The organism is Rhodoferax lacus, from assembly GCF_003415675.1.
GTDB lineage: Bacteria > Pseudomonadota > Gammaproteobacteria > Burkholderiales > Burkholderiaceae_C > Allorhodoferax > Allorhodoferax lacus.
In genome coordinates, this window is the sequence record NZ_QFZK01000005.1 from 106982 (window position 1) to 133361 (window position 26380).

Genomic DNA, 26380 nt, shown 5'->3' on the forward strand with positions numbered 1-26380 from the left:
GCTTCACGCACCATGCCAGACACCACCAAACCCTTGCTCATGCTCCACCTGGGGCTGGGCTCTTTTCACCGCGCCCACCAGGCGGTCTACCTGCACCAGTTGCAGCAAACCGGTGACCGCCGCTGGGCGCTGGCCGGGGGCAACATCCGCCCTGACATGGCCGAGACCATCGAGGCGCTGATTGCCCAGCAAGGCGCCTACACGCTGGAGACCGTCACACCCCAGGGAGAGCGCAGCTACACCCGCATCACCTCGATCCAGACCGTGGTGCGCCATGACCCCATGCTCTCGGGCCTGATACGTCTGGGGGCGGATGCCAACACGCGCATCATCTCGTTTACCGTCACCGAAGCGGGCTACTACCTCGACGCCAAGGACAAGCTGGACCTGAACTTTGCCGACCTGCAGGCCGACCTGGATGCGCTGAAATCCGGCAAGCCCGGCAGCACGATTTACGGCGCGCTCACCGCCATCCTCAAGGCGCGCATGCAGGCCAATGCAGGGCCTGTGACGCTGCTGAACTGCGACAACCTGCGCCACAACGGTGACCGCTCGCGCAGTGGCCTGTTGCAATTTCTGGAACTGCTGGGCGACGCCGAATTGCTGGCCTGGGTAATGGCCCACACCAGCAGCCCCAACGCCATGGTGGACCGCATCACCCCCCGCCCCACAGCCGAGGTGCGCACCCGCGTGCTGGCAGCCACCGGCATCGATGACGCCGCTGCGCTCATGGGTGAGAGCTTTATCCAGTGGGTGATTGAAGACCACTTCATTGCCGGGCGCCCGGCCTGGGAAACCGTGGGCGTAGAAATGGTGGAGTCGGTGCAGGCCTATGAAGAAGCCAAGATCCGCCTGCTCAACGCCACCCACAGCTGCATCGCCTGGGCGGGCACGCTGGTGGGCTATACCTACATCCACGAAGGCACGCTGGATGCGCAGATCCGCCAGTTCGCTTTTGATTACGTGACCAATGACGTGATCCCGGTGCTCGACACCCCCGAGCACCCGTGCCCCCTGAACCTGCCCACCTACCGTGATGTGGTGCTGGACCGCTTTGGCAATCCCGCCATTGCGGATACCAACCAGCGCGTGGCCATGGACGGCTTCTCCAAGATCCCCGGCTTTATCGCGCCCACCTTCCGCGAGCGCCTGGCCCGCAACGAGTCGATTGACAGCGTGGCCATGTTGCCGGCGCTATTCCTGGCCTACCTGCAGCGCTGGCACGCGGGCCAGATCAGCTACACCTACCAGGACCAGGCCATGGACCCGGCGGTCGCGCACGCCATCTGCGAATCCGCCGATCCGGTAGCCGCCTTTTGTGCCGACCTGCCACTGTGGGGCAACCTGGCCAATGACCCGCGCCTGCTGTCTGCCATGCGCGCGGCCTTTGCCCGTGTACAACAATTTATCCAAGGAAGAAACGCATGACCCGACTGACCGGAAAACACGCCCTGCTGACCGGCGCCGCAGGCGGCATTGGCCTGGCAGTGGCCACGGCCTATTTGCATGAAGGTGCCCAGTGCACCGTGGCCGACATCGGCAAAAGCCCCAGGCCTGAGCTGGCAGCCCTCATGGCCAGCCACCCGGACACACTGCTGTATGTGCCCACCGACGTGACCCGCTCTGCGGATATCGACGCGCTGATCACCGCAGCCAGCAGCCGCTTTGGCGCGATTACCACGCTCTACAACAACGCCGCCATCTTCGACATGGCGCCGCTGCTGGAAAGCGACGAGGCCATGTACGACAAGATTTTTGCCGTCAATGTCAAAGGCGCCTTCTTTATCATGCAAAAGGTGCTGGCGCACATGGTGGCCCAACAGGTGCAGGGCGGTGCGGTGGTGAATATGGCGTCGCAGGCCGGTCGCCGTGGCGAGGCCCTGGTGTCGCATTACTGCGCCAGCAAGGCCGCCATCATCAGCTACACGCAGAGCGCTGCGCTGGCCATGGCACCGCACAAGATACGCGTCAACGGCATTGCCCCCGGCGTGATCGCCACGCCCATGTGGAAGCACGTAGACGCCCTGTTTGCCAAATACGAAAACCTGCCCATCGGCGAGAAGAAAAAGCGCGTGGGCGAGGCCGTGCCGCTTGGGTACATGGGCGACCCCACTGACATCTGCGGCGCAGCCATCTTCCTGGCCAGCGATGAGGCCTCCTACATCACGGCGCAAACCCTGAATGTGGATGGCGGCAGCGTCATGTCCTGAAGCGTAATATCTCCCGCATGCCAGCCCTGTCCACCAAGCCGCGCCAGACCAAGCCCGAACTCGAGCACGACTACAGCCGCTCGCCCGAGCTGGGCTACGAGCGCCCCGAAGAGGTGGGCATCATCCGCTGCCTGTCGCATGGTTTTCCAACGCCCTTGGCGCGCTGGCACTACCACGACGAGTATGAGCTGCACCTGATCACCGCCAGCTCCGGCAAGGCCTTTGTGGGTGACTGGATTGGCCAGTTCCAGCCCGGCCATCTGGTGCTGACCGGCCCGCGCCTGCCGCACAACTGGGTCAGCATGGACTTGCCAGACGCGGGCGTGCCGGAGCGCGATCTGGTGATCCAGTTTCCGCACGCGCCCATGGAGGAAGCCAGCCGCCATATTCCGGAAATGCGCGCCGTGCTGCCGCTGCTGGAGCGGGCCAAGCATGGCATCGAGTTTTTTGACCTGGGCCCGCAGGCGCTGCAGCACTGGCAGCAGGTCAAGTCCACGCAAGGGCTGGCGCGCTTTGGCGCTTTTTGTGAATTCATGGGCGTGCTGGCGCAGTGCAAGGACTACCGGCTGCTGTCGAATGCGCAGATCCAGAGTGTGGACAACGACGCGCAGCTGGACCAGATCAACGCCATCCTGAGCCGCATCACCGACAAGCTGGGCGAGCCCCTGTCGGCAGCCTCGCTGGCCGAGGAACTGGGCATGAACGAGAGCCGTTTTTCGCGCTTCTTTCGCCGTGCCACTGGCAACACCTTTACCGACTTTGTCAACCATGTGCGCATCAACCGCGCCTGCCAGTTCCTGATGGAATCCGACCGGCAGATCACCAGCATTGCCTATGACGTGGGCTTCAACAACATCGCCAACTTCAACCGCCGCTTTCTGGACATCAAAGGCATGACGCCGCGCGAGTTTCGCAGGCAGGTTGCCAACCGCTTTGGGGTCACCAAAGGCTGAAGCGCCGCCCCAGCTGCAGAAAGATGTTGTGATTGCCGCCGCTGCCTGCAGCCACGCCCAGGAACACGTCGCCTATCTTGCTGTCCACGCCAATGAAGGCGGTGTTGCTGTATTTGATGCTCGACTCGCGGGAGCTCAGCCAGGCGTCTCCGGCTTCGGTCACAAAGCCCACATAGGTGGGCTGGTGCAGGATGCCGCCATCGGTCAGGCGGTACATATACGTGCCCTGCAGATGCACCAGCCTGTCGCCAATGAGCTGGCCCATCTGGTAGGCGCCCATGGATTGGAAGCCGCCCAGATACAGAGGGGCCAGCGATGTGGGCAGCGCGCAGCCATTGCAGTCAAAGATATGGTCGGCTCCCAGGTCCAGCCCCAAATTGATCACGTGCGGCCCCACACGGGTGGCCCACAAGGCGTTGGCGCGGTAGCTGGTGTAGTCGTTGTTGCTGGTGACGCCCTGGGCTGCCTCCACGTTGATGTAGTAGCCCCGCGTCGGGAAAGAGGGGGAGTCCAGCAGGTCTGCGGTGAATTGCATATTGATGCCGGCAAACTCCCACTGCGCATCCCGTGGCTGGTAGACGGCCGGGCTGCCACCGTCCGTGGGGTAGCTCAACGTTTTGGCCGTGTCTATCGTGACCTGGGTGTTGTTGGCCACCACGCCGATTTTGGCCGTGGCCTTCTGGCTCAGGTCATACGACAGGTTCAGGCCCAGCTCCTGGCGGCGCAGAGTGCTGGTGGCCAGCTTTTGGGCAATGGAGACGTCGGGCCGGTAGAGCGGCAACTCACTGCTGTTGTAGGAAGCAAAGCCGTTCAGGCCCCAGCGTTCACCGAGTGGCTGGAACAGGCTGACTGCCAGCTCGCTTTGGGATCCGGCGCGCACATCGGCCTGCAACTCCAGCCCCGAAGGTGTCAGCCACGGCCTGCGGTAGCCCACCCCGAAAGAGAACAGGTTGGTGCCACTGCTCTCGCTGTAAAAGCTCAGGCTGGTCTTGAGAAAGTTGGGGCCGTAGGTTTTCTCATTCACATCCACCACCAGTTCGTACTGGCTGCCCTGCAACTGGGTCAGCCGGTAGTTGACGCGTTCGAAATTGCCGCTGGCATACAACTCGTCGAGCTTCTGGCCAACGGCGTGGGCCTGGTATTGGGTGCCCAGCAGGGACTGTAGTTCGCGTTCAATGTAGGCGGAGGTGACGTTCTTGTTGCCAGTCACACGCAACTGCTGGATGGTGATGCTGCGCTGGGCGAAGTCGGGCATGGGTTGACTCGGGTCTGCCGTCGTCACAGCAGCCACCTGGGCCAAGAGCCTGAGTTTGTTGTCCTGCGCTTGCACCGCCTCTTCACCGGCCAGGATGATCTGCGCCGGTTTGTCAAAGCTGCCGAAGCCGAAGTCCTGCAACTGCGGGCGCACCAGAATGTCCTGGGCCCGCAGCAAGGCGATGTTGCGGCGCTCGTTTTGCCGCATCAGGATATCGAGCATGCGGTTGGCCACGCTCAGTGCATTGCCGGCGTCCAGGGTCTCGCCAATTTTGTCGCTGTCGCCCAGGTAAGAGGCCACGATCACGTCCGCGCCCTCGCGCAGTGCCACTTCCACTGGCAGATTGGCCACCAGGCCGCCGTCCACATAGGTCTCGCCCTCGATTTCCACCGGCGCAAATACGCCGGGTGCGGCCATGCTGGCGCGTACCGCCAGCGCCAGGCTGCCGTGGTCAAAGGCGACCAGTTCGCCGTCGCGGTAGCGCGTGGCCACCGCGCGGAAGGGAATCTTCAGTTGGTCAAAGCTGCTGTTGGGCGCCACGTTGGCCGTGAGCTCTTGCATCAGCGCCAGAAAGCGCTGGCCGTCACTGACGCCGCGCGCAAAGGTGAGTGCGCCGTTCTTCACGCCCAGCTCCAGGTCCACCGGATAGCGCTGCTGGTACTCGCGGCCGCGGTGAGGCAGTTCGGTGCGGTCCAACTGGTCCAGCGCGACGCGCCCGGGGTCCAGGCTGGCGATGACTTTTTCGATCTGCCCGGTGTCCATGCCGCTGGCATACAGGCCGCCAATCACCGCGCCCATGCTGGTGCCGATGATCTTGGCGATTTTGATGTGGTCTTGTTCCAGCCGGCGCAGCAGCGCCAGGTGGGCAAAGCCCTTGGCGCCACCGCCGGCCAGGACCACGGTGACGCGTGGCATGCTGCGTTCGGCCGCGCCCATTGTGGCCGACGGTGCATCCGCTGTCTGGGCCTGGGCCCAGGGCGCTACAAGGCTGGTGGCCAGCAGCGCAGCCAGCCAGAGGCTGCGCAGGGTAGGGGAAAGACGGATTCGTTTCTGGGTGTTCACGTCGTGGAGTATTGCGCAATCGGCACGCAGCTGCAGAACAGGTTGCGGTCACCATACACATTGTCCACCCGGCCCACCGTGGGCCAGTACTTCACCGCCTTGAGCGACTGCAAGGGGAAAGCACCCAGCTCGCGCGCATAGGGGCGCTCCCATGCGGCATCGACCACGCAGGCCGCGGTGTGCGGCGCGTGCTTGAGCGGGTTGTTGTCCTGCGGCCAGGCGCCGGTCTCCACCTGTGCAATTTCGGCGCGTATGGCCAGCATGGCATTGATGAAGCGGTCCAGCTCGGCCAAGGTCTCGCTCTCGGTGGGCTCCACCATCAGGGTGTTGGGCACGGGGAAGGACAGGGTGGGCGCGTGGAAGCCATAGTCCATCAGCCGCTTGGCCACGTCCTCGGCCATCACGCCGCAGCTCTCCTTGAAGTGGCGCAGATCCAGAATGCACTCGTGCGCCACATGGCCGGGCCGGCCGTCGGTGCTGGCGCTGGCGTACAGCGTGGGGTAGGCGCTTGATAGGCGCGCGCTGATGTAGTTGGCCGCCAGGATGGCCGCCTCGGTGGCGTGCTTCAGGCCGTCAGAGCCCATCATGCGGATGTACATCCAGCTGATGGGCAAGACGGCTGCATTGCCCAAGGGGGCTGCTGAGACGGCACCCACACCGTGGCTGGGCACGCCTCCGGCCACATGGCCCGGCAGAAAGGGCACCAGGTCCGCCACCACGCACACCGGGCCGACACCGGGTCCGCCACCGCCGTGGGGAATGCAGAAGGTCTTGTGCAGGTTGAGGTGGCTCACATCGCCGCCAAACTCGCCAGGGGCTGCCGTACCCACCAGGGCGTTCATGTTGGCACCGTCCACATAGACGCGCCCACCGTGCTGGTGCACCAGGGCACAGAGCTCTTTCACCTGCGTCTCAAAGACGCCGTGGGTGCTGGGGTAGGTGATCATCACCGCTGCCAGATTGGCGCTGTGCTGCTCGCACTTGGCGCGCAGGTCGTTCATATCCACATTGCCACTGGCGTCACAGGCGGTGACGATGACCTGCATGCCCGCCATGGTGGCCGAGGCCGGGTTGGTGCCGTGCGCGCTGCTGGGGATCAGGCAGATGGTGCGGTGACTCTCGCCGCGTGAGGCATGCCAGCCGCGTATGGCCAAGAGGCCTGCATATTCACCCTGGCTGCCGGCATTGGGCTGCAGGCTGATGCCCGCATAGCCAGTGGCCGCGCACAGCCAGGCGCGCAGCTGCGCGTCCAGTTCAGCATAGCCCTGGCGCTGGTCGGCCGGGCAGAAGGGGTGGATGTTGGCAAACTCGGGCCAGGTGATGGGAATCATCTCGCTGGTGGCGTTGAGCTTCATGGTGCAACTACCCAGCGGGATCATGCTGCGGTCCAGTGCCAGGTCCTTGTCAGAGAGCATGCGGATGTAGCGCAGCATGCCGGTCTCGGAGTGGTGGCTGTTGAACACCGGGTGACTCAGGAAGCCGCTGCTGCGTTGCAGTTCAGCCGGAATCAGCGGCGCCGCATCGGTCTGCAGCGCGTCCACTGTGGGCAGGGTCTGGCCGGCCTGGGCAAACACGCTCCAGAGCTGCGCCAGGTCCTCGCGGGTGCTGGTCTCGTCCAGCGAGATGCTGAGGTACTGCTCCCAAGACCGGCGCAGGTTCATGCCGCTGGCAACAGCCTTGGCCTGCAGTGTCTGAGCCTGGGCGGCGGTGGCGCAGCGCAGGGTCAGCGTGTCAAAGGCGGAGCTGCTGGTCAGCGTGTAGCCCAGGCCTTGCAGGCCGCGGGCCAGGATGGCGGTGAGCAGGGCCACGCGCTGGGCAATGCGCTTGAGGCCTTGCGGGCCGTGGTACACGGCATACATGCTGGCCACCACGGCCGGCAGAACCTGCGCCGTGCAGATATTGGAGGTGGCTTTTTCGCGGCGAATGTGCTGCTCGCGGGTTTGCAGCGCCAGGCGGTAGGCCGGGTTGCCGTGTACGTCCACACTCACGCCCACCAGACGGCCGGGCATGGAGCGCTTGTATTCATCGCGGCAGGCCATGTAGGCGGCGTGCGGGCCGCCGTTGCACAGCGGCATGCCAAAGCGCTGGGTGGTGCCCACCACAATGTCGGCATCAAACTCGCCCGGGGGCACCAGCAGCGTGAGCGCCAGCAGGTCGGCGGCCACAATAAAGGCGGCCTGTTTGGCGTGCACGGTGGCCACGTCAGCGCGCAGGTCATCAATGCGGCCGCTGGTGGACGGGTATTGCGCCAGCACGGCAAAGTAGTCGCCTGCCAGTGCCGCGGCCCACTCCTGTGCCGAGTTGGCAATTTTGATTTCCAGACCGAGTGGCGCAGCCCGCGTTTGCAGCACCTCGATGGTTTGGGCGTGGCAGTCACCGGCCACCACCAGCACATGGCTCTTGCTGCGCACCGAGCGCTTGGCCAGCGTCATGGCCTCGGCCGCGGCGGTGGCTTCGTCCAGCATGGAGGCGTTGGCCATTGGCATGGCAGTGAGCTCGCAAACCATGGTCTGGAAGTTCACCAGCGCTTCCATGCGGCCCTGGGAGATTTCGGCCTGGTAAGGCGTGTACGCGGTGTACCAAGCCGGGTTCTCCAGGATGTTGCGCAGAATCACGCCCGGCGTGTGGGTGCCGTAATAGCCCTGGCCGATAAAGCTCTTGAGCACCCGGTTCTTGCCCGCCATGGCCTTCAGCTCATCCAGCGCCGCGGCCTCGGTCACCGCATCCGGAATGTCCATGCGGGTGCTGCGCGCAATGCTGGCGGGCACGATGCTGTCAATCAAAGCGGCCCGTGAGGGCTTGCCAATCACGTCCAGCATGTGCTGCTCGTCTTCGGCGGTGATGCCGATGTGGCGGGCGATGAATTCGCTGCTGTTTTCAAGCGCGGCAAGGCTGGGGGGCTGGGCGGTCACGGGCATGGCAATCAATCTCAGGCGGAGGCGGAAAAGGTGGTGTAGTCGGGGCCGTCCATCAGCGCGTCAAACTGCGCACGGTCGGCCACGGTGATCTTGAAGAACCAGCCCTTGCCCTCTGGAGCGCTGTTGGCCAGGGAGGGGTCGGCACGCAGCTCTTCGTTCACCTCGGTCACGGTGCCGTCCAGCGGCATGTAGACATCGGCTGCCGCCTTGACCGACTCGACCACACCGGCCACATCGCCCTTGGCGTATGTCTTGCCCACTTCGGGCAGGTCCACAAACACCACATCGCCCAGCGCGTCCTGCGCGTGGACGGTGATGCCGACCACAGCGTTGCCGTTGTCTTCGAGCTGCAGCCATTCGTGGTCAGGGGTGTATTTGATGGTCATGGGGAAGGTTCCTTTTGAGGTTGATTTCAGGTTAAGGGAGTGTTCAATTACAGCGCATCTGCAGGCCTGAGCCAGCACATCAGCCGCGGAAATAATGGGTGGGGTTGAAGGGCATGGGCGCCACTTCCATGGGCACCGGCTTGCCACGCACGATGGCGTTCACGCGCGTGCCCAGGGCCGCAAAAGCGGGTGCCACATAGCCCATGGCAATCGGCCTGTCGACGGTTGGGCCCAGCAGGCCGCTGCTGACCTCGCCTATTGCGTTGCCCTGCAGGTCCTCTAGCCGCACATGCTCGCGCACGGGAATGCGCTCCAGCGCCACCAGGCCCACGCGTACACGGGAGAGGGATGCGGGGCTGGCTATCGCAGCCAATATGTTGTCGGCGCCCGGGAAGCCGCCCGCGCGCGCGCCGCCGGCGCGCCGCACCTTCTGGATGGCCCAGAGCAGGTTGGCTTCCACCGGGCTGGTGCTGGCATCAATGTCATTGCCATGCAGGCACAAACCGGCCTCCAAGCGCAACGAGTTGCGTGCGCCCAGGCCTATGGGTTTCACCTCGGGTTGTGCCAACAGGGCGCGTGCCAGCGCGTCTGCCTGCGCGTGGTGCACCGAGATCTCGAAGCCGTCTTCGCCGGTATAGCCGCTGCGCGTCAGGAACACAGGGATGCTGAGCGTGCCGGTGTTCACCACAAAGTGTCCGCCGGTCATGAACACCAGCTTCTCCACACCCGGCGCCAAGCGCGAAAGGGCTGTCACCGCCTGTGGGCCTTGCAGCGCCAGCAGCGCCATCTCCGGCATGGGGATGACCTGGCAGCGCGCGCCGATGCGGGCCTGAATGTGGGCGATATCAGCTACCTTGCAGGCGCCGTTCACCACCACAAAAATATCGTCCGCACGGCGCACAAACATCAGGTCGTCCATGATGCCGCCGGCCTCATTGAGCAAGAGACCATAGCGCTGCTTGCCCACGGCCAGGTCGATCACGTCCACCGGCATCAGGCTCTCGAAGGCTGCCGCAGCCTCCGGCCCCACCAGGCGCAGCTGCCCCATGTGGGACACGTCAAACAGGCCGGCGGCAGTGCGGGTGTGGTGGTGCTCGGCCATCAGGCCTGCGGGGTACTGCACCGGCATGGAGTAGCCGGCAAAGGGCACCATGCGCGCGCCGAGTTCGATGTGCAGGGCGTTCAGGGGCGTGGTCAGCAGGGCGGCAGAAACAGGGGTGTCGGACAAGAGCAATCTCCAGCAAGAAAAACAAGGGGCAAACAGGTTACGCGCGGCGTGTTGCGACAACACGCCATGCTTTGCCCCCGCTGTCCTCTTTACCTGAGAGATTGGCCACTGGTCAGCACGGGGCTGGCAGTGATTTGCTCCTTCGGTGGCCTGCAACGCATGCAGACTCTCTCCAGTGGGGTGTCATGCTGCGGGTATGAACCGCAACACGCTTGTCAGTCCTTTTGCCTGAGCGTTCAGACTGCTGTGATCAGCAACCCTGCGCCTTCGGCGGCCTCCTCAAAGAAAGGCTCTCTCCTGACCTGGTTGATTCTACATGCGCTGATTGCGACCTTTTCCGATTTGTTTGCGTCAGATGCCATCAGGCGAAAAAAAGCCCATCGGGTGATGGGCTTTGCAGGGCATGCGCGTCTTACATATCCGCGTAGTTAGGTCCACCGCCGCCTTCGGGCGTAACCCACACAATGTTTTGCGTCGGGTCCTTGATGTCGCAGGTCTTGCAGTGCACACAGTTTTGCGCGTTGATCTGCAGGCGGTCTTTGCCTTCTTCCGTCTTCACATACTCGTACACACCGGCCGGGCAGTAGCGTGCCTCGGGGCCTGCGTACTTGGCCAGGTTGATGCTCACCGGCACCGATGCATCTATGAGCGTCAGGTGGGCTGGCTGGTTTTCCTCGTGGTTGACGTTGGAGAGGAAGATGCTGGAGTTGCGGTCGAAGGTGAGCTTGCCATCGGGCTTGGGGTAGACGATGGGCTTGCACTCGGCTGCGGGCAACAGGTACGCATGGTCGGGCTTGTCGCGGCGGATGGTCCAGGGGAAGTGGCCGCGCAGGGCGAACTGCTCAATGCCGTTCATAAGCGAGGCCACGGTCAGGCCCTTCTTGAACCAGGTCTTGAAGTTGCGTGCCTTGTTCAGCTCGGTGAACAGCCAGCTCTTCTCAAAGGCTTCGGGGTAGGCGCTCAGCTCGTCGTGCTGGCGTCCGGCCTGCAGCGCGTCAAAAGCGGCGTCTGCGGCCAGCATGCCGGTCTTGATGGCGGCGTGGCTGCCCTTGATGCGGCTGGTGTTCAAAAAGCCTGCATCGCAACCCACCAGGGCGCCACCGGGGAACACGGTCTTGGGCAGCGACATCAGGCCACCGGCCGTGATGGCGCGTGCGCCATAGGCCAGGCGTTTGCCGGTGACTTCGCCCTTGCTGTTTTCCAGGTAGTAGCGCACGTTGGGGTGGGTCTTCCAGCGCTGGAATTCCTCAAACGGGCTCAGGTAGGGGTTGCTGTAGTTCAGGCCGGTGACAAAGCCCATGGCAATCTTGTTGTCCGCCATGTGGTACATGAAGGCGCCGCCGTAGGTGGCGTCGTCCATGGGCCAGCCTGCCGTGTGCAGGGCAAAGCCGGGCTGGTGGCGCTCGGGGTCAATCTCCCACACCTCCTTGATGCCCAGGCCGTAGGTCTGCGGGTCGGTGCCGTCATCGAGCTTGTATTTGGCAATCAGCTGTTTGCCCAGGTGGCCGCGAGAGCCTTCGGCAAACACCGTGTATTTGCCCAGCAACTCCATGCCGATCTGGAAGTTGTCGCCCGGCACGCCGTCCTTGCCCACGCCCATATTGCCGGTGGCCACCCCTTTGACGGAGCCGTCATCGTTGTAGAGCACTTCGGCTGCGGTAAAGCCGGGGAAGATTTCCACGCCCAGGCTTTCCGCCTGCGTGGCCAGCCAGCGTGTGACTTCCGCCAAGCTGATGATGTAGCAGCCGTGGTTTTGCACGCAGGCCGGCAGGAACATATCGGGCGTGCGGAAGGCCGACTTCTCGCCCAGGAAGATCACAGCGTCTTCTGTGACCAGTTGGTTCAGGGGCGCGCCCAGCGCCTTCCAGTCAGGAATCAGTTCGTCCAGTGCGATTGGGTCCATGATGGCGCCCGACAGAATGTGTGCGCCCGGCTCGGAGCCCTTTTCCAGCACCACCACCGACACGTCCTTGCCGCTCTCGGCAGCACGCTGCTTCAGGCGGATGGCTGCCGCCAAACCTGCGGGCCCTCCACCCACGACCACCACGTCGTATTCCATTGATTCACGTGGGCCGAACTGGGCCAGGATTTCCTGATTGGTCATGGAGAGGGCTCGCTTGATTACGGGTTGAAAGTTGCTGGCGATTTTATTCGCGGAATGGGCGCGCGACTTTCTGCACCTTAGCGGGGTGCCAGACGGATGGCGCCATCAAGACGGATCACTTCGCCATTGAGCATGTCGTTCTCAAAAATATGGCGTGCCAGCTTGGCGTAGTCCTGTGGTGTGCCCAGGCGGGAAGGGAAGGGCACGGCGGCTGCCAGCGAGTCCTGCACATCTTGGGGCATGCCAAACATCATGGGTGTGCCGAAGATGCCGGGTGCAATTGTCATGTTGCGAATGCCATTGCGCGCCAGGTCGCGGGCTATCGGGAGCGTCATGCCCACCACACCGCCCTTGGAGGCGCTGTAGGCGGCCTGGCCCATCTGGCCGTCATAGGCTGCCACCGATGCGGTGGAAATCAGCACACCGCGCTCGCCAGTGGACTCGGGCTCGTTCTTGGCCATGGCCTCGGCAGCCAGGCGGATCATATTGAAGCTGCCCACCAGATTGACGGTGATGCACTTGGTAAACGTGGACAGGGTGTGTGCGCCGTTCTTGCCAATGGTTTTTTCACCGGGGGCAATGCCCGCGCAATTCACCAGACCCATGAGCTTGCCCATGGAGACAGCCTTGGCCACCACGGCCTGGCCATCAGCCTCGCTGGACACATCGCACTTTACAAACGCGCCGCCAATTTCCTTGGCGATGGCCTCGCCTTTTTCCACCTGCATATCGGCAATCACAACCCGTCCGCCCAAACCGGTCAGCATACGTGCCGTGCCTTCGCCCAAGCCCGATGCGCCGCCTGTCACGATAAAAACCTTGCCTGCGATATCCATGAAAAACTCCTTAAGCCAGTAGTTGACGTTTACGTAAACGTTAAATTATGGCGCATCGCGCCTGTGCTTCTGGTGACTTGCCGGATTTTGATCGAAACATTACTGCTATAATCTAAGGCTACGATCCAGGCGCATAGCTCAGCTGGTTAGAGCACCACCTTGACATGGTGGGGGTCGTTGGTTCGAGTCCAATTGCGCCTACCAAACATGGAGCCCTTTCTCTTTTGAGAAAGGGCTTTTCTGTTGGTGCCGCTGACTTGATAACCCTTGTCAAACTCAGCTCATATGTGTGAATCAGTGAGCATTTTGCTCCGCAGTCTGTACCTCATATCCGACAAGCGGGTACAGGTATCCAAATATCAATGCACCAGATGGTCGGCGTCCCCTACTATTTGGCTTATGGCAAACGAACATTCAGGCGGAAATCCAAAGGGAGTGAAACGGCCGCTGCTCGAGCGTGCCGAAATCGACATGCTGCTGGACGCAGACCTGATTGAACGGCGCAATTTCGTACGCCTCATTCCCTGTCCCGAGGCCATTGAGCGCGACGATGACGAATCCTGGTCCACCTGGAATGAGCTGAGAGACGAATTGGGCGAATAGGGCGGCCCTGCAGGGCTTGCATTTCAAGGCCACTGTTGGCCTTGCGCAATATCAACGCCCACGGTGGGCTTGGCTTCTAAGGTTCGCTTCGCACGCACTGCGAAGTGCCTTTCGGAGCCAGCACCATGCGCCTATTCCATTTTTTCTTTTTTGTTTTGTTGTCACTTGGCCTGTCGGCCTGTGGCTACAACACCTTCCAGAGCAGTGACGAGCAGATCAAGGCCAGTTGGTCCGAGGTACTCAACCAGTACCAGCGGCGTGCCGATCTGGTGCCCAACTTGGTGGCCACGGTCAAGGGCGAAGCCAGCTTCGAGCAGACCACCCTGACCCAGGTGATAGAGGCACGCTCCCGTGCCACGTCCATCCAGGCCACGCCCGAACTGGTGAACGACACTGCAGCCTTCCAGAAATTCCAGGATGCACAGGGGCAGCTGACTGGCGCCTTGTCGCGCTTGCTGGCCGTGTCGGAAAACTACCCCACACTCAAGGCCAACCAGGCCTTCCGCGATTTGCAGGCGCAGCTCGAAGGCACCGAGAACCGCATCACCGTGGCGCGCAACCGCTATATCCAGGCGGTGCAACAGTACAACGTGACGGTGCGCTCTTTCCCCTCCAATCTCACCGCGCTTGTCTTTGGCTACAAGGAGAAGGCCAACTTCAGCGTGGAAAACGAGAAGGACATTGCCCGCCCGCCCAGCGTGGGTTTTGGCACTGCGCCGGTGCCTGCGCTGGGGGCCGCGTCCGGAGCTGCGAAGTGAGCCTGGGCGCAGCGCTGCAATGGACGCGGCATTGCCTGTGGGGTGTGCTTGTGCTTGCGGTGGTGGCGCTGGCGCAGCTGGCAGTACCGCCCCTCACGGGCCATGTCACCGACCAGACCGGCACGCTCAGCGCAGAGCAGCAACGCGCGCTGGAGCAAAAGTTGGCGGCCTTTGAGGCCAGCAAGGGCACGCAACTGGCCGTGCTGGTCGTGCCCACCACACAGCCCGAGGCCATAGAGCCCTACGCGCTGCGCGTGGCCGAGGTGTGGAAGCTGGGCCGCAAAAAAGTGGACGACGGGTTGATTCTGGTGGTGGCCAAAAATGACCGCGCCGTGCGCATCGAGGTGGGCTACGGGCTCGAAGGCGCCATGTCCGACATCACCAGCAAACGCATCATCAGCGAGACCCTTCTGCCGCGCTTCAGCCAAGGCGACTTTTATGGCGGCCTGGATGCGGGCACAGACCAGATCATCCGTGTAGTCAATGGCGAGCCGCTGCCTGCGCCCGCGGATGCAAGGGCTTCCGGCAGCGAGGGCTTCCAGCAATACGCACCGCTGCTACTGATTCTGGTGCTGGGCGTGGGTTCCATTCTGCGCAGCGTGCTGGGGCGGCCCGTGGGTGCGGTAGTCACGGGGCTGGTGGTCTCGGTGGTGACCTGGTTTCTCATAGGTACCCTGGTGATGGCGCTGCTGGCAGGTGCTGCGGCCCTGTTTTTTACGCTGATTGGCGGCGGCATGACGCGCGGGGCGGGCGGCCTTTTGGGCGGCGGACGTGGTGGCTTCGGTGGCGGCCTGGGTGGCTTGGGAGGAGGGGGCTTTCGCGGCGGTGGCGGTGGCTTTGGCGGCGGTGGCGCATCGGGGCGGTGGTAGCCATGGACCTGCGCCGCATCCTCAGGCATTTGCTGTTTACCAAAGGGCGGCTGCACCGCGCCTTTTCCGCATCCACCCTGGCTGCCATTGAGCAGGCCATCCATGCCAGCGAGCAGCAGCATGCGGGCGAAATCTGCTTTGCCGTGGAAGGCGCGCTGGACGGCCTGCCACTCTTCAAAGGCCAGACCGCACGCGGGCGCGCCCTGGAGGTGTTTGCCCAACTGCGCGTATGGGACACCGAGCACAACAATGGTGTGCTGATCTACGTTTTGCTGGCCGACCATGCGGTAGAGATCGTGGCCGACCGCGGCATCCACGCCCGCGCCGGTGCCCAGACCTGGAGCGCCATCTGCCAGCAAATGGAGGGCAGCTTTTCGAAGTCTTATTTCGAGTCAGCGGTGCTCAACGGTATACAGGACATCAGCAGCACGCTGGCCGGGCATTTTCCAAAGCAGGGAGCCACTGCCAATGAATTGCCGGATGCGCCTGTGCTGCTTAACTAGTCGGCGCGTTCGCTAGCGAACGGACAGGCGTGTGTTGAATGTTTACAACCGAGCGTGAGGTCGGGCGCAACGCTGCCAGGCCCATACCACCCAAGGAGTTTCACCATGAAAAGAACCATTCCCTTTGCCCGGCTCGCCCTGGTACTTTCGCTGTCCTTTGCCGGCATTTCCTACGCCCAGGTGGCGGGTTCAACCACCACCACGCTGGGGGTCAGCGTGGTCGAGAACACCGAGATCGCCATGGGCTGGAGCGTGAAGAAAAACCTGATGGGCAAGACCGTCTTCAATGAGCAGGGTGTGCGCATCGGACGGGTGGATGACCTGATCATCTCGCCCGACAAGCGCGTGTCGTACGTGATTGTGGGTGCCGGTGGCTTTGTCGGTATTGGTCGCCACGATGTGGCCGTGCCCATCGCCCAGTTGCAGGACAGCACCGGTCGGCTGGTGATTGCGGGTGCCACCAAAGCCACGCTCAAGGCCCTGCCTGCTTTTGACTATGCCAACGACACCGCCAGGCGCGAGCAGTTCATAGCCGCAGCCGACAAGGACGTGGCACAGGCCAAGGCCGCCATTGCCGAACTGGAGAAAAAAGCTGCCAGCGCCACGGCAGAGACCAAGGCCCGGCTCAACGAGCAGATCGCCGCACTCAAGGACCAGGTCAAGGCTGCAGAGTCCAAGCTCGCTGAACTCAAAGCCGCCAGTGTGAAACGCTGGCATGAGTTTGAAGCTGCAGTGAAAGCCGCCACGGCACGCCTGCGCGATTCGCTCAAGTCCAGCGCTTCCTGAGTGCGTCTTGCGTAACAAGTCCAATATCAGGCGCCCCCAACCCCAAACCGAGCAGCACCGTGTGGACCGCATCGGCTGGCTGCGCGCTGCCGTGCTGGGTGCCAACGACGGCATTGTGTCCACTGCCAGCCTGATGGTTGGCGTGGCCGTGGCGCACGCCAATGCCAGCAGCATTGTCATGACCGGTGTGGCCGGTCTGGTGGCCGGTGCCATGTCCATGGCGGCAGGGGAATATGTGTCGGTGCATTCGCAGGCCGATACCGAAAACGCGGATGCCAGGCGCGAAGGCCGGGAACTCAAAAGCGACCCCGCCGGCGAGCTCAAGGAACTGGAATCCATCTACCGCTCGCGCGGCGTGCAGCAACGCGTGGCAGCCCTGGTGGCCAAACAGCTTATGCAGCACGACGCCCTGGGCGCACACCTGCGCGATGAGCTGGGCGTAACCAGCATCGTCACCGCCAAGCCGGTGCAGGCCGCTGTGGTGTCGGCTGCCAGCTTTGCTGTGGGCGCAGCCTTGCCGCTGCTGGTATCCATCGCGTCACCACGGGACTATCTGGAGGCCAGTATTGCGGTGACTTCTCTGCTGTTTCTGGCCACGATGGGGGTGGTGACGGCGCGCACCAGCGGAGTGAGTGTGGCGCCCAGCGTGCTGCGCGTGACCTTCTGGGGTGCAGCGGCCATTGCCGTCACAGCGAGCGTGGGCTCGCTGTTTGGTGTGGTGGTTTGAGTATGCGCATCGCCAGGCAGGTCGGCATGCTCTTCCGTGCGGGGTCGCACAGACTTGTGACTCTTGCAGCGCGATGCTCGAAGTCTTCCATTTGAAAGGCTCCCCCCATGCAATACCAAAGCGTCAATCCTGCCAACGGCGATGTGCTTCAGACCTTCAAGACCCTCAGCGATGCGCAGCTGGAGCATTCGCTGGCCACGGCCGATGCCTGCTTCAAGACCTGGAAGACCACCGGCTTTGCCGAGCGCGCCGTCATCCTCCACAAGGCGGCCGAGTTGCTGCGTGCCAACGTGGACCACTTTGCCAAGCTGGCCACATTGGAGATGGGCAAGCGCATCAACGAAGCGCGCTTTGAGGTGAGCTTCAGTGCCGACATCCTGGCCTACTACGCCGATCATGCCGAAGAGTTTCTGGCGCCCGTTGCGCTGCACCCCAGGGCCGGTCAGGCGCACATGGAAAGCAGTCCGCTGGGCGTGCTGTACTGTGTGGAGCCTTGGAACTTCCCGTATTACCAACTGGCCCGCGTGGCCGGCCCGCAGCTCATGGCTGGCAATGTGCTGGTGGTCAAGCATGCGGGCTGTGTGCCCCAATGCGCCATGGCCTTCGAGAAGCTGCTGCTGGATGCCGGAGCGCCCACAGGCGCCTACACCAATCTGCAGATCTCGCACGCGCAGTCCAACACCGTGATTGACGATGCACGCGTGCGCGGCGTAGCCCTCACCGGCAGCGTGGAAGCCGGCCGTGTGGTGGCCGCACGGGCCGGGCAGAACCTCAAAAAATCCTCCATGGAACTCGGCGGCAGTGACGCCTTTATCGTGCTCGACGATGCCGACATGGCCACCACCATTCCCTGGGCGGTGTGGGGCCGCATGTTCAATGCCGGCCAGACCTGCTGTGCGGCCAAGCGCTTCATCGTGCTCGATGCCGTGGCCGATGAATTCCTGGTGAAGTTTGAACGTGCCCTGGCCGCCCTGGAAGTGGGTGACCCCATGGACGAAAAGACCACCCACGGCCCGCTGTCCAGCGAGGCGGCCCTTTTGCAACTCCAGGCCCAGGTGGACGCGGCCGTGTACTCCGGTGCCCGCGTGCTCATGGGTGGCAAGCGCCTGCTGCGGCCCGGCTCGTATATGGAAGTCACCATGCTCACCGACATCAAGCCCGGCAACCCGGCGTACCGCGACGAGTTTTTTGGCCCGGTGGTTTCCTTCTACCGCGTCAAAACCGAAGCCGAAGCCATTGCCCTGGCCAATGACTCCGACTTCGGCCTGGGTGGCTCGGTCTGGACCAGCGATGTGGCCCGCGGCCAGCGCGTGGCCAGCCAGATCGACACCGGCATGGTGTTCATCAACAACCTGGACTGGACCGATGCCGAACTGCCCTTTGGTGGCATCAAGTACTCGGGTTATGGCCGGGAGCTGGGCAACATGGGCATACAGGAGTTCGTCAACAAGAAGCTGGTGCGCACAGTCAATCTGCAAGCGCCGTCTTAAATCCTTGAAAGGACCGTGATGCACGCGATGGTGCTGCGCGCAACAGGCGCGCCCCTGCAATGGACCGAGCTGCCCGACCGCCTGCCGGGGCCGGGTCAGATCCGGGTGCAGGTGACAGCCTGTGGTGTGTGCCGCACCGACCTGCATGTGGTGGACGGCGAGTTGCCGCACCGGCGCCTGCCCATCATTCCCGGCCATGAGATCGTGGGCCGCATCGATGCCCTGGGTCCGGGCGTGCAGGGCATGAAAGGTTTGGAAGTGGGCCAGCGCGTGGGCATTCCCTGGCTGGGCCACACCTGCGGCGTCTGTCCCTATTGCCGCATGCAGCACGAGAACCTGTGCAATGCGCCGCTGTTCACCGGCTTCACGCGGGACGGCGGCTTTGCCACCGCCACGCTGGCCGATGCGCGCTTTGCTTTTCCCCTGGGGGAGGTGGGCAGTGACGAGTCGCTGGCGCCGCTCTTGTGTGCCGGGCTGATTGGTTGGCGTGCACTGGGTGTGGCCGGGCCGGGCGAGCACATAGGCCTGTACGGTTTTGGCGCGGCGGCCCATATCCTGGCGCAGGTGCTGCGCTGGCAGGGCCGCAGCGTCTATGCCTTCACCCGCAAGGGCGATGCAGCCGGGCAAGCCTTTGCCCGCAGTCTGGGCGCCGTGTGGGCTGGTGACAGCGAAGCCACACCGCCCCAGCCGCTGGATGCGGCTATTATTTTTGCCCCCGTGGGCGAGCTGGTGCCACTGGCGCTGAAGGCCGTGCACAAAGGGGGGCGGGTGGTGTGTGCCGGCATCCATATGAGTGACATACCGCGCATGCCCTACAGCCTGTTGTGGGAAGAGCGCCAGCTGCTGTCGGTGGCCAACCTCACGCGCCAGGACGGTCTGGATTTCTTGCGCCTGGCACCCGGCATGGGCATTGTCACGCGCACCACACCCTATGCCTTGCAGGATGCCAACCTGGCCTTGGCCGACTTGCGCGCCGGGCGCTTTGAAGGGGCGGCGGTGCTGTTGCCCTGAGACGCCAGCACAAGCCGGCGAACGATGACCTAAGGCCGGTCGGCGAACTGCTGATGGATCAGCAGGCGTGCCTCGCGCGCGTCCAGCAAGGCCGCGACGCACTCCGCATCCAGGCGGCCTTTGGCCACTTCGCTCTGCAGCTCGGCCTGCACCTCGGCCGCGGCCCAGGGCTCCTTGTAGGGGCGGCGGTTGCTGAGGGCGTCATACACATCGGCCACGGCCACGATGCGCCCCTCCAGTGGAATCTCGGCCATCTTCAGGCCCCGGGGGTAGCCCGAGCCGTCGCCACGCTCATGGTGGGTGGACACGATGTTGACCATCACGCGGGTGGCCAGGTCGCTGGGCACGTTCATGTCATGGCTGATGCGCTCAATGATCTGCTCGCCTATGCTGACGTGCTGCTTCATGACTTCCCATTCCTCTGCGTTGAGCCGCCCGGGCTTGAGCAGCACCGCGTCCGGTATGCCTATTTTTCCGATGTCATGTAGCGGTGCGAACAGGTGCAGGTATTCAATGAACTCGTCCGACAGGCTGTGCTTCTCGGCCATCAGCTGCCCCATCAGGCGTGAATAGTGGGCCATGCGCTCCAGGTGCTGGCCGGTCTCCAGGTCACGGATGCGGGCCAGGCCCACTGCCACCTGAATCGTGCCCACCATTCCGTGCACCAGGCGGCGCTGCAGCAGGAACAGCTGCGAGATCAGGTCGGAAAACGCATCCAGAAAATTCGCCACGTCCGGCGTGAACACGTTCTCGCGTTTGGAGTCATAGAACAGAAAAGCCGCCAGCTCGCTGCCCTGGTACACCGGGCAGGTGTAGCTGCCCAGGTAGCCCTGTTGGGTCAGCCACGAGGTGTGCTTGGTGCGCGCCTGAAACGACTCGGCAATATTGCCCACGATGCGGTTCTGCCGGTCCGCCACCAGGGCGCTGAGCGATGGAACGCTGGCCAGCGTGACCTCGTAATGCTTAAGCAGGACGTTGTCGGTGTTGCTGCTGACAAAGGTCTTGAGCAGATCGGTTGTCGGGTCATAGAGCGCCACGGCCACACGGTCCACGAAGTCGTAGCGGCTGCGTATCAGGCCATGAATGCCCTTGAGGCGCTGTGTGAGGTCATCGGTCGCAGCTGCTGGCTTCACCAGTTGGGGCAGGGAGGGGTTGGAATCCATTGGCATAGACCTCTGAGCAAAGCTGTATCTTGCAAACCATCTTAAACCGCATTGGGGCAGGGCGCCGCCTAAAATCGCGGTATGACTGAACACACAACGATTGCCACCCACAGTGGCAGCTTCCACGCCGACGACGTTTTTGGCGTGGGCATTCTGATGGGGGTCTTCCCATCGCACACCCTGGTTCGTACACGCAAGCAGGAACGCATCGATGCGGCCGACTTTGCAGTGGACGTGGGCGGCCAGTGGGATGCAGCCCGGGGGCGCTTTGACCACCACCAGCGCGGCTTTGCCGGTGCGCGCCCCGCGCGCCTGGTGGACGGGGCTGAAGTGGCCGGTGTGGGCTATGCCAGCGCAGGCCTGGTGTGGGCCGCGCAGGGCGAGGCCTATGTGGCCGACCTGGCCCGCCGCAGCGGCTATGTGCTCAGTGCCGAGGCCATTGGTGAGACCGTGCGCTCCATCGACCACTCGCTGGTGCAGTACCTGGACATTGTTGACACCGGTCAGGGCGATGTGGCCCCCGGCATCTTCGGCCTGTCGGCCTTGGTGGCCCAGCTCAACACCAACTGGATGGAAGAGAAGGGCCTGGACAACGAGGCCAAGGCCCAGCTGCAGCAGGACCGCTTTTGCGAGGCCATCGCCATCGTGCGAAAGTTTCTGGACCGGGCCATCATCAAGAAGATCTCGCAGCTCCAGTCGCAAGACATTGTGCGCAATGCCCCACGCCTGCTGGGCGGGCAGGTGCTGCATCTGCAAGAGGGCGGCATGCCCTGGACGCGCGTGGTGGTGGATGAAATGCCCGAGGTGCTGTTCGTGGTCTACCCGGACTCGGATGGCGACCAGTTCCAGGTGAAGACCGTGCCGGTGGAGGCGGGCTCCTTTGTCTCGCGCAAAGACCTGCCCCAAAGCTGGTCCGGCCTGCGCGACCAGGAACTGGCCGCCGTGACCGGTGTGGCCGACAGCGTGTTCTGCCACAGCAACCTGTTCATTGGTGGTGCCAGGAGCCTGGAGGGCGCCCTGCGCCTGGCCGAGCTGGCGCTGCAGGCAGCCTGATCCTGCGCACACCCTCTCCGTGGTGAACACGCAAGCCCCGCTGGAACTGCTGCGACTGGCAGCCCTGTTTGCCGTGACGGCCCTGGCTGAAATTGTGGGTTGCTACCTGCCCTGGCTGGTGCTCAAGCAGGGACGCAGCGCGCTTCTGCTGCTTCCCGCGGCCCTGTCGCTGGCCACCTTCGCGTGGCTGCTGACCCTGCACCCGAGTGCCGCCGGGCGTACCTATGCAGCCTACGGCGGCATGTACATCGCCGTGGCCTTGCTGTGGCTGCGTCTGGTGGACGGCGTGGCCCTCACGCGCTGGGACCTGGCCGGTGCGGCGATTGCGCTGCTGGGCATGGCGGTGATTGCGCTTCAGCCGACCTGAAAACCCGGAGGTGGGCACGCATTTTGGCGATCCAAGGCCACATTCCTGCATGCGGGTGCGCAGGAGGGGCAAGGGCGGGCTCCTCATGGCGGAGTACCGCAAATCGTCGCCCGCCCTTGCCCCTCCTGCTCACTGGGGCGCGGCTGTGCTTGACGAAAAAAAAAGACCGAATACCGACCATCCAACCGGCGCGCAATGTCTTGAATCGCTGGTTCACACGGGGGTTGCGCGGCAAGGGGGGTGTGCCGGGCGCCGATTTGCGGTACCCCGCCATGAGGTGACCGGCATACCCCCTTACCGCGCAGCGAGTGAAAAAAGCTTCACTCCCGCGGGCTTGTGCAGCGAAAGCATTTGCCTACTGGTTCGTACTTTTGTGCCGCGTAAACGGTTGATAATCAAATTACAAAAAGTGCAGCTTTTTAGACTGCACCTGTTTTTCTGCCCAGAGACACATCGCAGGTGGAGACACATGACGCTTCAAGCTACCTTCGTTGCGCGGCCCCTATGGCGGTGACGCCCTCGGCCTGGGCGCAAGCCATTCTGCAATCCCATCCGGACGGTATCGCCCTGATTGACGACGGCTACGATCTGGTTTTTGCCAATGCACAGTATCTGGCTCTGTGGGGGTTTTCAGACCAGAGCGCCAAAGGCATGACACTGAGCGAACGGCTGGAGCACCAGATCAACCTGTTGGCCGATCCGCAGGGTGATGCCATCGCTTTTCGCCTGATACAGCCTGCAGGGGATTCCCAAAAAATCCGGTATTTCAAACTCAAGGATGGTCGCTGGCTGGAGCGCATGAACTACCGGCACAGCGTGGTGGGCGAGTTCGTGGGCGTGGTGTCGCAGTGGCGCGATGTGACGGACCAGTACACAGACACGCTGGCCGCGCAGTATGAGCGGGACCTGATGCACTCCATGATGGACAGTGTGCCGGACCAGATTTTTTTCAAGGACCGGGACAGCCACTTCATACGCATCAACACCAGCCTGGCCAAACGCTACGGGCTGGAACAGCCGGCGCTGGCGGTGGGCAAGTCCGATGCGGACTACTACTCCGCCGAGCACGCCAGCCAGACCCGCGACGAAGAGCTGGAGATCATGCGCACCGGAAAGCCCGTCTTCAACCAGCTGCACAACGAGGTATGGAGTGACGGCAGCGAGGCCTGGAATATTTCCATGAAGATGCCCTTGCGTGATGCAGCGGGGAACATCATCGGCACCTACGGCATTGCGCACGACATCACCGAACACAAAAAGGCCGAAGCCCTGATCTGGCGCCAGGCCAACTTTGATGCGCTCACCGGTCTGCCCAACCGGCGCATGTTGCGGGACCGCTGGGAGCAGGCCCTCAACAGCCACAAGCGCAGTGGGCACGGCATGGGCATGCTGATACTGGACCTGGACCATTTCAAGGAAGTCAACGACAGCCTGGGCCATGCCCTGGGAGACCAGTTGCTGGTGCTGACCTCGCGGCGCATAGAAACTTGCCTGCGGGCCACCGATACCTTGGCGCGCATGGGGGGAGATGAATTCGCCATCATCCTGACCGACCTGATGCCCGCGGCCGACATAGGCGACATTGCCCACAAGATCGTTGGCTGCTTCGAAGAGCCCTTTGACCTGGAGGACCAGCAGGTGTTTGTCACGGCCAGCATTGGTATCGCGCTGTATCCGCAAAACGGTGAAAGCTTTGACGACTTGCTCAAACTGGCCGATCAGGCCATGTACGAGTCCAAGGCCAAGGGCCGCAATGGTTTCAGCTTCTTCACCAACTCATTGCAGGAGCGCGCGCACCAGCGCCTGCGCATGGCCACCGACCTGCATGCGGCCCTGGCCAAACAACAGTTCCATCTGGTGTACCAGCCGATTGTGGAATTGCGCACCGGCAGCATACGCAAGGCCGAGGCGCTGATACGCTGGAACCACCCCGAACACGGCCTGGTGCCGCCCGGCGTATTCATTCCGCTGGCAGAGTCCACCGGCCTGATTGTGGAAATTGGCGAATGGGTGTTTCGCACCGCAGCACAACAGGTGCGCGCCTGGCATACCCAGATTCACCCCGAGATGCAGGTGGCGGTGAACAAGTCGCCGCTGCAGTTTCAGAGCAAGGTGAGCATGACGGGTGAATGGGCCGACTACCTGGAGTACTGCTGCATACCGGCCAAGGCCATCGTGGTGGAGATTACCGAGGGCCTGCTGCTCGACGCCAGCGAGTGGGTGCAGACGCAGCTCGCAACCACGCGCGAACGCGGCATGCAGGTGTCGCTGGATGACTTTGGCACGGGCTACTCGTCGCTGGCGTACCTGCACCGCTATGACATCGACTACCTCAAGATCGACCAGTCCTTCACGCGGGACCTGCACGCGGGCTCCAAGAACCTCACGCTGTGCAAAGCCATCATCCGCATGGCGCACGAGTTGGGCATGCGCGTGGTGGCCGAAGGTGTGGAGACCCAGCTGCAAAGAGACCTGCTGCTGGACGCGGGCTGCGACTTCGGCCAGGGCTACTTCTTTGCCAGGCCCCTGCTGCCTGCTGACTTTTTGCAGTGTGCGCTGGCCCCCGCCTACAGCAGCCCGGCGCTGGCCGCCAGCAAGTAGCCCATCAGGCAGGAGGTGCTCACCCCGATCAGGCCGGGCAGTATGAAGCTGTGGTTGATCACATATTTGCCGATGTGGGTGGTGCCCGAGCGGTCAAACTGGATGGCCGCCAGGTCGCTGGGGTAGGTGGGCAGGATGTAGTAGCCGTAGGACGCGGCGGCAAACGCCACGATGTAGCCCGGTGGCACGCCAATGGCCAGGCCCACAGGCACCATGGCGCTGATGGCCGCAGCCTGCGAGTTCACCAGCTTGGAGACCAGCAGCAGGGCCAGGGCATAGGTCCAGGGCTGGGTCTTGACCATGTCGGACAGCGTGGCCTTGAGCTGGGGCAGGTTGGCCTCGAACACGGTGTCGGCCATCCAGGCAATGCCAAACACTGCCACCACCGCCACCATGCCGGCGCGAAAGACCTCGGTCTTGCCGATGCTGCCGGGGTCGGTTTTGGTGCAGATGATCATCAGGGCACCGGCCAGCATCATGAACATCTGGATGGTCAGCACCATGGACAGGGGCTTGCCGCCAATGAGCGGGCGCAGGTTCTGGAAGGCACCCAGGAAGGCCACCACGGCAATCGAGCCGATGAAGATCCACATGGCCGTCCACTGGTCTCGCGTGAGCACCTTGCCGATCAGGGACACGCTGTCGCCATAAACCACCTGGCGTTGCTCCGGGTCGGCAATGCGCTTTTGAAAATCCACATCGTCCTTGAGTTCCTTGCCGCGGAACCAGCTGAAGATGCCAATCAGCAGCACGCCGGCCAGGGTGGAGGGAATGGTGATGGACAGCACCTGGATGAAATCAATCACCTGGCCGTTGACCGGAAACTTGGCCAGAAAGGCCACCAGTGAGACCACAGCCACCGACACCGGGCTGGCCAGGATGCCCATCTGGCTGGCAATCGAGGAGGCGGCCATGGGGCGCTCGGGCCGGATGTCGTTCTTGATGGCAATGTCGTAAATGATGGGCAGCATGGTGTAGACCACGTGGCCCGTGCCGCACAGAATGGTCAGCAGGCAGGTGGTGAAGGGCGCCAGGATGGAGACGTATTTGGGATTGCGCCGCAGCACCTTCTCAGCCCCCAGCAAAATCACTTCCAGGCCGCCGGAGGCCTGCAGTGTGGCCGAGGCGGCCACCACGGCGATGATGGTCAGCATCACGTCCACCGGCGGCTTGCCGGGTGCGAGATTGAAGGCAAAAGTCAGCACGACAATGCCGATGCCGCCCAGCAGGCCCAAGGCTACGCCGCCCTTGCGGGCGCCGTAGAACAGGCAGATCAAAATAATGGCAACTTGCAGCAAGACATCCATGGGGCACTCCAGAAAGAAGCCTTGACTGTAGGTTGTATTCGGGTAAACCCTAGGCTTTAGCCATGCGGTTTATTGACCAGGGTCACGCTTTGTCGAGTTGCCAGGGACTGCAGCCAGTGGGCATAAAAAAAGGGCATCTTGCGATGCCCTTTTTGCTGAGCCAGCCGCTTGGCTGGATCAAAGCTTCACA

General features: G+C 63.0%; 22 protein-coding genes, 1 tRNA gene and 2 riboswitches. Of the genes, 15 read left to right on the forward strand and 8 right to left on the reverse strand.

Going from position 1 to position 26380, the window contains the following annotated elements; all coding sequences use genetic code 11:
- Positions 1-12 precede the first annotated feature (12 nt).
- From dalD to DIC66_RS10425, 3 genes are read left to right on the forward strand one after another with little or no spacing between them, the layout of a single operon-like run.
- Positions 13-1428, forward strand: a complete 1416-nt coding sequence (dalD, locus tag DIC66_RS10415; protein WP_233505869.1) for a D-arabinitol 4-dehydrogenase — start codon at positions 13-15, stop codon at positions 1426-1428.
- Entirely contained in the window at positions 1425-2210 is a 786-nt protein-coding gene (locus DIC66_RS10420) for an L-iditol 2-dehydrogenase (protein ID WP_117176837.1), read from the forward strand. The genes dalD and DIC66_RS10420 overlap by 4 nt, the downstream gene beginning before the upstream one ends.
- A 17-nt stretch (positions 2211-2227) precedes the next feature.
- Positions 2228-3163, forward strand: a complete 936-nt coding sequence (locus DIC66_RS10425) for an AraC family transcriptional regulator (protein WP_117176839.1) — start codon at positions 2228-2230, stop codon at positions 3161-3163.
- Here the strand turns inward: DIC66_RS10425 and DIC66_RS10430 are convergent.
- The 6 genes from DIC66_RS10430 to DIC66_RS10455 form a co-directional block, all read right to left on the reverse strand.
- Positions 3150-5480 carry a patatin-like phospholipase family protein gene (locus DIC66_RS10430; protein ID WP_117176841.1) on the reverse strand — a complete coding sequence of 777 codons (2331 nt, stop codon included), beginning with the start codon at positions 5478-5480 and terminating at the stop codon, positions 3150-3152. The genes DIC66_RS10425 and DIC66_RS10430 overlap by 14 nt on opposite strands.
- Positions 5477-8398, reverse strand: coding sequence for an aminomethyl-transferring glycine dehydrogenase (gcvP, locus tag DIC66_RS10435; RefSeq protein WP_117177203.1), 2922 nt, complete (start codon positions 8396-8398; stop codon positions 5477-5479). Before gcvP ends, DIC66_RS10430 begins: the two co-directional genes overlap by 4 nt.
- Positions 8399-8409: 11 nt before the next feature.
- The gene (gene gcvH, locus DIC66_RS10440; RefSeq protein WP_117176843.1) at positions 8410-8784 is read right to left on the reverse strand and encodes a glycine cleavage system protein GcvH; all 375 of its coding nucleotides are present in this window, start codon (positions 8782-8784) and stop codon (positions 8410-8412) included.
- 79 nt (positions 8785-8863) lie between these two features.
- Positions 8864-10012: a glycine cleavage system aminomethyltransferase GcvT gene (gcvT, locus tag DIC66_RS10445; RefSeq protein WP_117177205.1), complete on the reverse strand. Its 1149-nt coding sequence runs from the start codon at positions 10010-10012 to the stop codon at positions 8864-8866.
- 70 nt (positions 10013-10082) lie between these two features.
- A riboswitch (glycine riboswitch) is annotated at positions 10083-10198 on the reverse strand.
- 20 nt (positions 10199-10218) lie between these two features.
- Positions 10219-10322: riboswitch (glycine riboswitch) on the reverse strand.
- Between the two features lie 102 nt (positions 10323-10424).
- The gene (locus tag DIC66_RS10450) at positions 10425-12116 is read right to left on the reverse strand and encodes an electron transfer flavoprotein-ubiquinone oxidoreductase (protein WP_117176845.1); all 1692 of its coding nucleotides are present in this window, start codon (positions 12114-12116) and stop codon (positions 10425-10427) included.
- A 77-nt stretch (positions 12117-12193) separates the two neighbouring features.
- Positions 12194-12952: a 3-hydroxyacyl-CoA dehydrogenase gene (locus DIC66_RS10455; protein WP_117176847.1), complete on the reverse strand. Its 759-nt coding sequence runs from the start codon at positions 12950-12952 to the stop codon at positions 12194-12196.
- Positions 12953-13079: 127 nt separating this feature from the next.
- Here DIC66_RS10455 and DIC66_RS10460 point away from each other — a divergent pair.
- The 9 genes from DIC66_RS10460 to DIC66_RS10495 all read left to right on the forward strand — a co-directional run bounded on the left by DIC66_RS10460 (position 13080) and on the right by DIC66_RS10495 (position 19699).
- Positions 13080-13156: transfer RNA gene (locus DIC66_RS10460), tRNA-Val, on the forward strand.
- A gap of 231 nt (positions 13157-13387) precedes the next feature.
- Positions 13388-13555, forward strand: a complete 168-nt coding sequence (locus DIC66_RS23095) for a hypothetical protein (protein ID WP_158558888.1) — start codon at positions 13388-13390, stop codon at positions 13553-13555.
- Positions 13556-13680: 125 nt separating this feature from the next.
- A complete protein-coding gene (locus DIC66_RS10465; RefSeq protein ID WP_117176849.1) occupies positions 13681-14313 on the forward strand; it encodes a LemA family protein in 633 nt (210 codons plus the stop codon).
- On the forward strand, positions 14310-15182 hold the full coding sequence (locus tag DIC66_RS10470) for a TPM domain-containing protein (RefSeq protein WP_420820489.1): 873 nt from the start codon (positions 14310-14312) through the stop codon (positions 15180-15182). The genes DIC66_RS10465 and DIC66_RS10470 overlap by 4 nt, the downstream gene beginning before the upstream one ends.
- Positions 15183-15184: 2 nt before the next feature.
- Positions 15185-15685 (forward strand): TPM domain-containing protein, encoded by a 501-nt coding sequence (locus DIC66_RS10475; protein ID WP_117176851.1) that lies wholly within the window; start codon positions 15185-15187, stop codon positions 15683-15685.
- A 105-nt stretch (positions 15686-15790) separates the two neighbouring features.
- The gene (locus DIC66_RS10480) at positions 15791-16471 is read left to right on the forward strand and encodes a PRC-barrel domain-containing protein (RefSeq protein WP_117176853.1); all 681 of its coding nucleotides are present in this window, start codon (positions 15791-15793) and stop codon (positions 16469-16471) included.
- Positions 16472-16478: 7 nt separating this feature from the next.
- Positions 16479-17198, forward strand: a complete 720-nt coding sequence (locus DIC66_RS10485; RefSeq protein WP_233505870.1) for a VIT1/CCC1 transporter family protein — start codon at positions 16479-16481, stop codon at positions 17196-17198.
- A 107-nt stretch (positions 17199-17305) separates the two neighbouring features.
- Positions 17306-18688 (forward strand): NAD-dependent succinate-semialdehyde dehydrogenase, encoded by a 1383-nt coding sequence (locus DIC66_RS10490; protein ID WP_117176855.1) that lies wholly within the window; start codon positions 17306-17308, stop codon positions 18686-18688.
- 18 nt (positions 18689-18706) lie between these two features.
- Positions 18707-19699 (forward strand): zinc-dependent alcohol dehydrogenase family protein, encoded by a 993-nt coding sequence (locus tag DIC66_RS10495; RefSeq protein WP_117176857.1) that lies wholly within the window; start codon positions 18707-18709, stop codon positions 19697-19699.
- 29 nt (positions 19700-19728) lie between these two features.
- On the opposite strand, the gene DIC66_RS10500 is transcribed toward DIC66_RS10495, so the two are convergent.
- Positions 19729-20868 (reverse strand): HD-GYP domain-containing protein, encoded by a 1140-nt coding sequence (locus DIC66_RS10500; RefSeq protein WP_117176859.1) that lies wholly within the window; start codon positions 20866-20868, stop codon positions 19729-19731.
- A gap of 75 nt (positions 20869-20943) precedes the next feature.
- Here DIC66_RS10500 and DIC66_RS10505 point away from each other — a divergent pair, with 75 nt between their 5' ends.
- The 3 genes from DIC66_RS10505 to DIC66_RS10515 all read left to right on the forward strand — a co-directional run bounded on the left by DIC66_RS10505 (position 20944) and on the right by DIC66_RS10515 (position 24883).
- Entirely contained in the window at positions 20944-21915 is a 972-nt protein-coding gene (locus tag DIC66_RS10505) for an MYG1 family protein (protein WP_117176861.1), read from the forward strand.
- 40 nt (positions 21916-21955) lie between these two features.
- The gene (locus DIC66_RS10510; RefSeq protein ID WP_117177211.1) at positions 21956-22282 is read left to right on the forward strand and encodes a YnfA family protein; all 327 of its coding nucleotides are present in this window, start codon (positions 21956-21958) and stop codon (positions 22280-22282) included.
- A 504-nt stretch (positions 22283-22786) separates the two neighbouring features.
- Positions 22787-24883, forward strand: coding sequence for a putative bifunctional diguanylate cyclase/phosphodiesterase (locus tag DIC66_RS10515; protein ID WP_117176863.1), 2097 nt, complete (start codon positions 22787-22789; stop codon positions 24881-24883).
- Here DIC66_RS10515 and DIC66_RS10520 read toward each other — a convergent pair.
- Positions 24850-26190 carry an anaerobic C4-dicarboxylate transporter gene (locus tag DIC66_RS10520; protein WP_117176865.1) on the reverse strand — a complete coding sequence of 447 codons (1341 nt, stop codon included), beginning with the start codon at positions 26188-26190 and terminating at the stop codon, positions 24850-24852. The genes DIC66_RS10515 and DIC66_RS10520 overlap by 34 nt on opposite strands.
- Between the last annotated feature and the right edge of the window lie 190 nt (positions 26191-26380).

Excerpts from the sequence above, each read along its gene's own strand:
- dalD (WP_233505869.1), top strand. The coding sequence starts at position 13 with ATGCCAGACACCACCAAACCCTTGCTCATGCTCCACCTGGGGCTGGGC.
- DIC66_RS10420 (WP_117176837.1), top strand. The coding sequence starts at position 1,425 with ATGACCCGACTGACCGGAAAACACGCCCTGCTGACCGGCGCCGCAGGC.
- DIC66_RS10425 (WP_117176839.1), top strand. The coding sequence starts at position 2,228 with ATGCCAGCCCTGTCCACCAAGCCGCGCCAGACCAAGCCCGAACTCGAG.
- gcvP (WP_117177203.1), bottom strand. The coding sequence starts at position 8,398 with ATGCCCGTGACCGCCCAGCCCCCCAGCCTTGCCGCGCTTGAAAACAGC.
- gcvH (WP_117176843.1), bottom strand. The coding sequence starts at position 8,784 with ATGACCATCAAATACACCCCTGACCACGAATGGCTGCAGCTCGAAGAC.
- DIC66_RS10450 (WP_117176845.1), bottom strand. The coding sequence starts at position 12,116 with ATGACCAATCAGGAAATCCTGGCCCAGTTCGGCCCACGTGAATCAATG.
- DIC66_RS10455 (WP_117176847.1), bottom strand. The coding sequence starts at position 12,952 with ATGGATATCGCAGGCAAGGTTTTTATCGTGACAGGCGGCGCATCGGGC.
- DIC66_RS10465 (WP_117176849.1), top strand. The coding sequence starts at position 13,681 with ATGCGCCTATTCCATTTTTTCTTTTTTGTTTTGTTGTCACTTGGCCTG.
- DIC66_RS10475 (WP_117176851.1), top strand. The coding sequence starts at position 15,185 with ATGGACCTGCGCCGCATCCTCAGGCATTTGCTGTTTACCAAAGGGCGG.
- DIC66_RS10480 (WP_117176853.1), top strand. The coding sequence starts at position 15,791 with ATGAAAAGAACCATTCCCTTTGCCCGGCTCGCCCTGGTACTTTCGCTG.
- DIC66_RS10490 (WP_117176855.1), top strand. The coding sequence starts at position 17,306 with ATGCAATACCAAAGCGTCAATCCTGCCAACGGCGATGTGCTTCAGACC.
- DIC66_RS10495 (WP_117176857.1), top strand. The coding sequence starts at position 18,707 with ATGCACGCGATGGTGCTGCGCGCAACAGGCGCGCCCCTGCAATGGACC.
- DIC66_RS10500 (WP_117176859.1), bottom strand. The coding sequence starts at position 20,868 with ATGCCAATGGATTCCAACCCCTCCCTGCCCCAACTGGTGAAGCCAGCA.
- DIC66_RS10505 (WP_117176861.1), top strand. The coding sequence starts at position 20,944 with ATGACTGAACACACAACGATTGCCACCCACAGTGGCAGCTTCCACGCC.
- DIC66_RS10515 (WP_117176863.1), top strand. The coding sequence starts at position 22,787 with ATGGCGGTGACGCCCTCGGCCTGGGCGCAAGCCATTCTGCAATCCCAT.
- DIC66_RS10520 (WP_117176865.1), bottom strand. The coding sequence starts at position 26,190 with ATGGATGTCTTGCTGCAAGTTGCCATTATTTTGATCTGCCTGTTCTAC.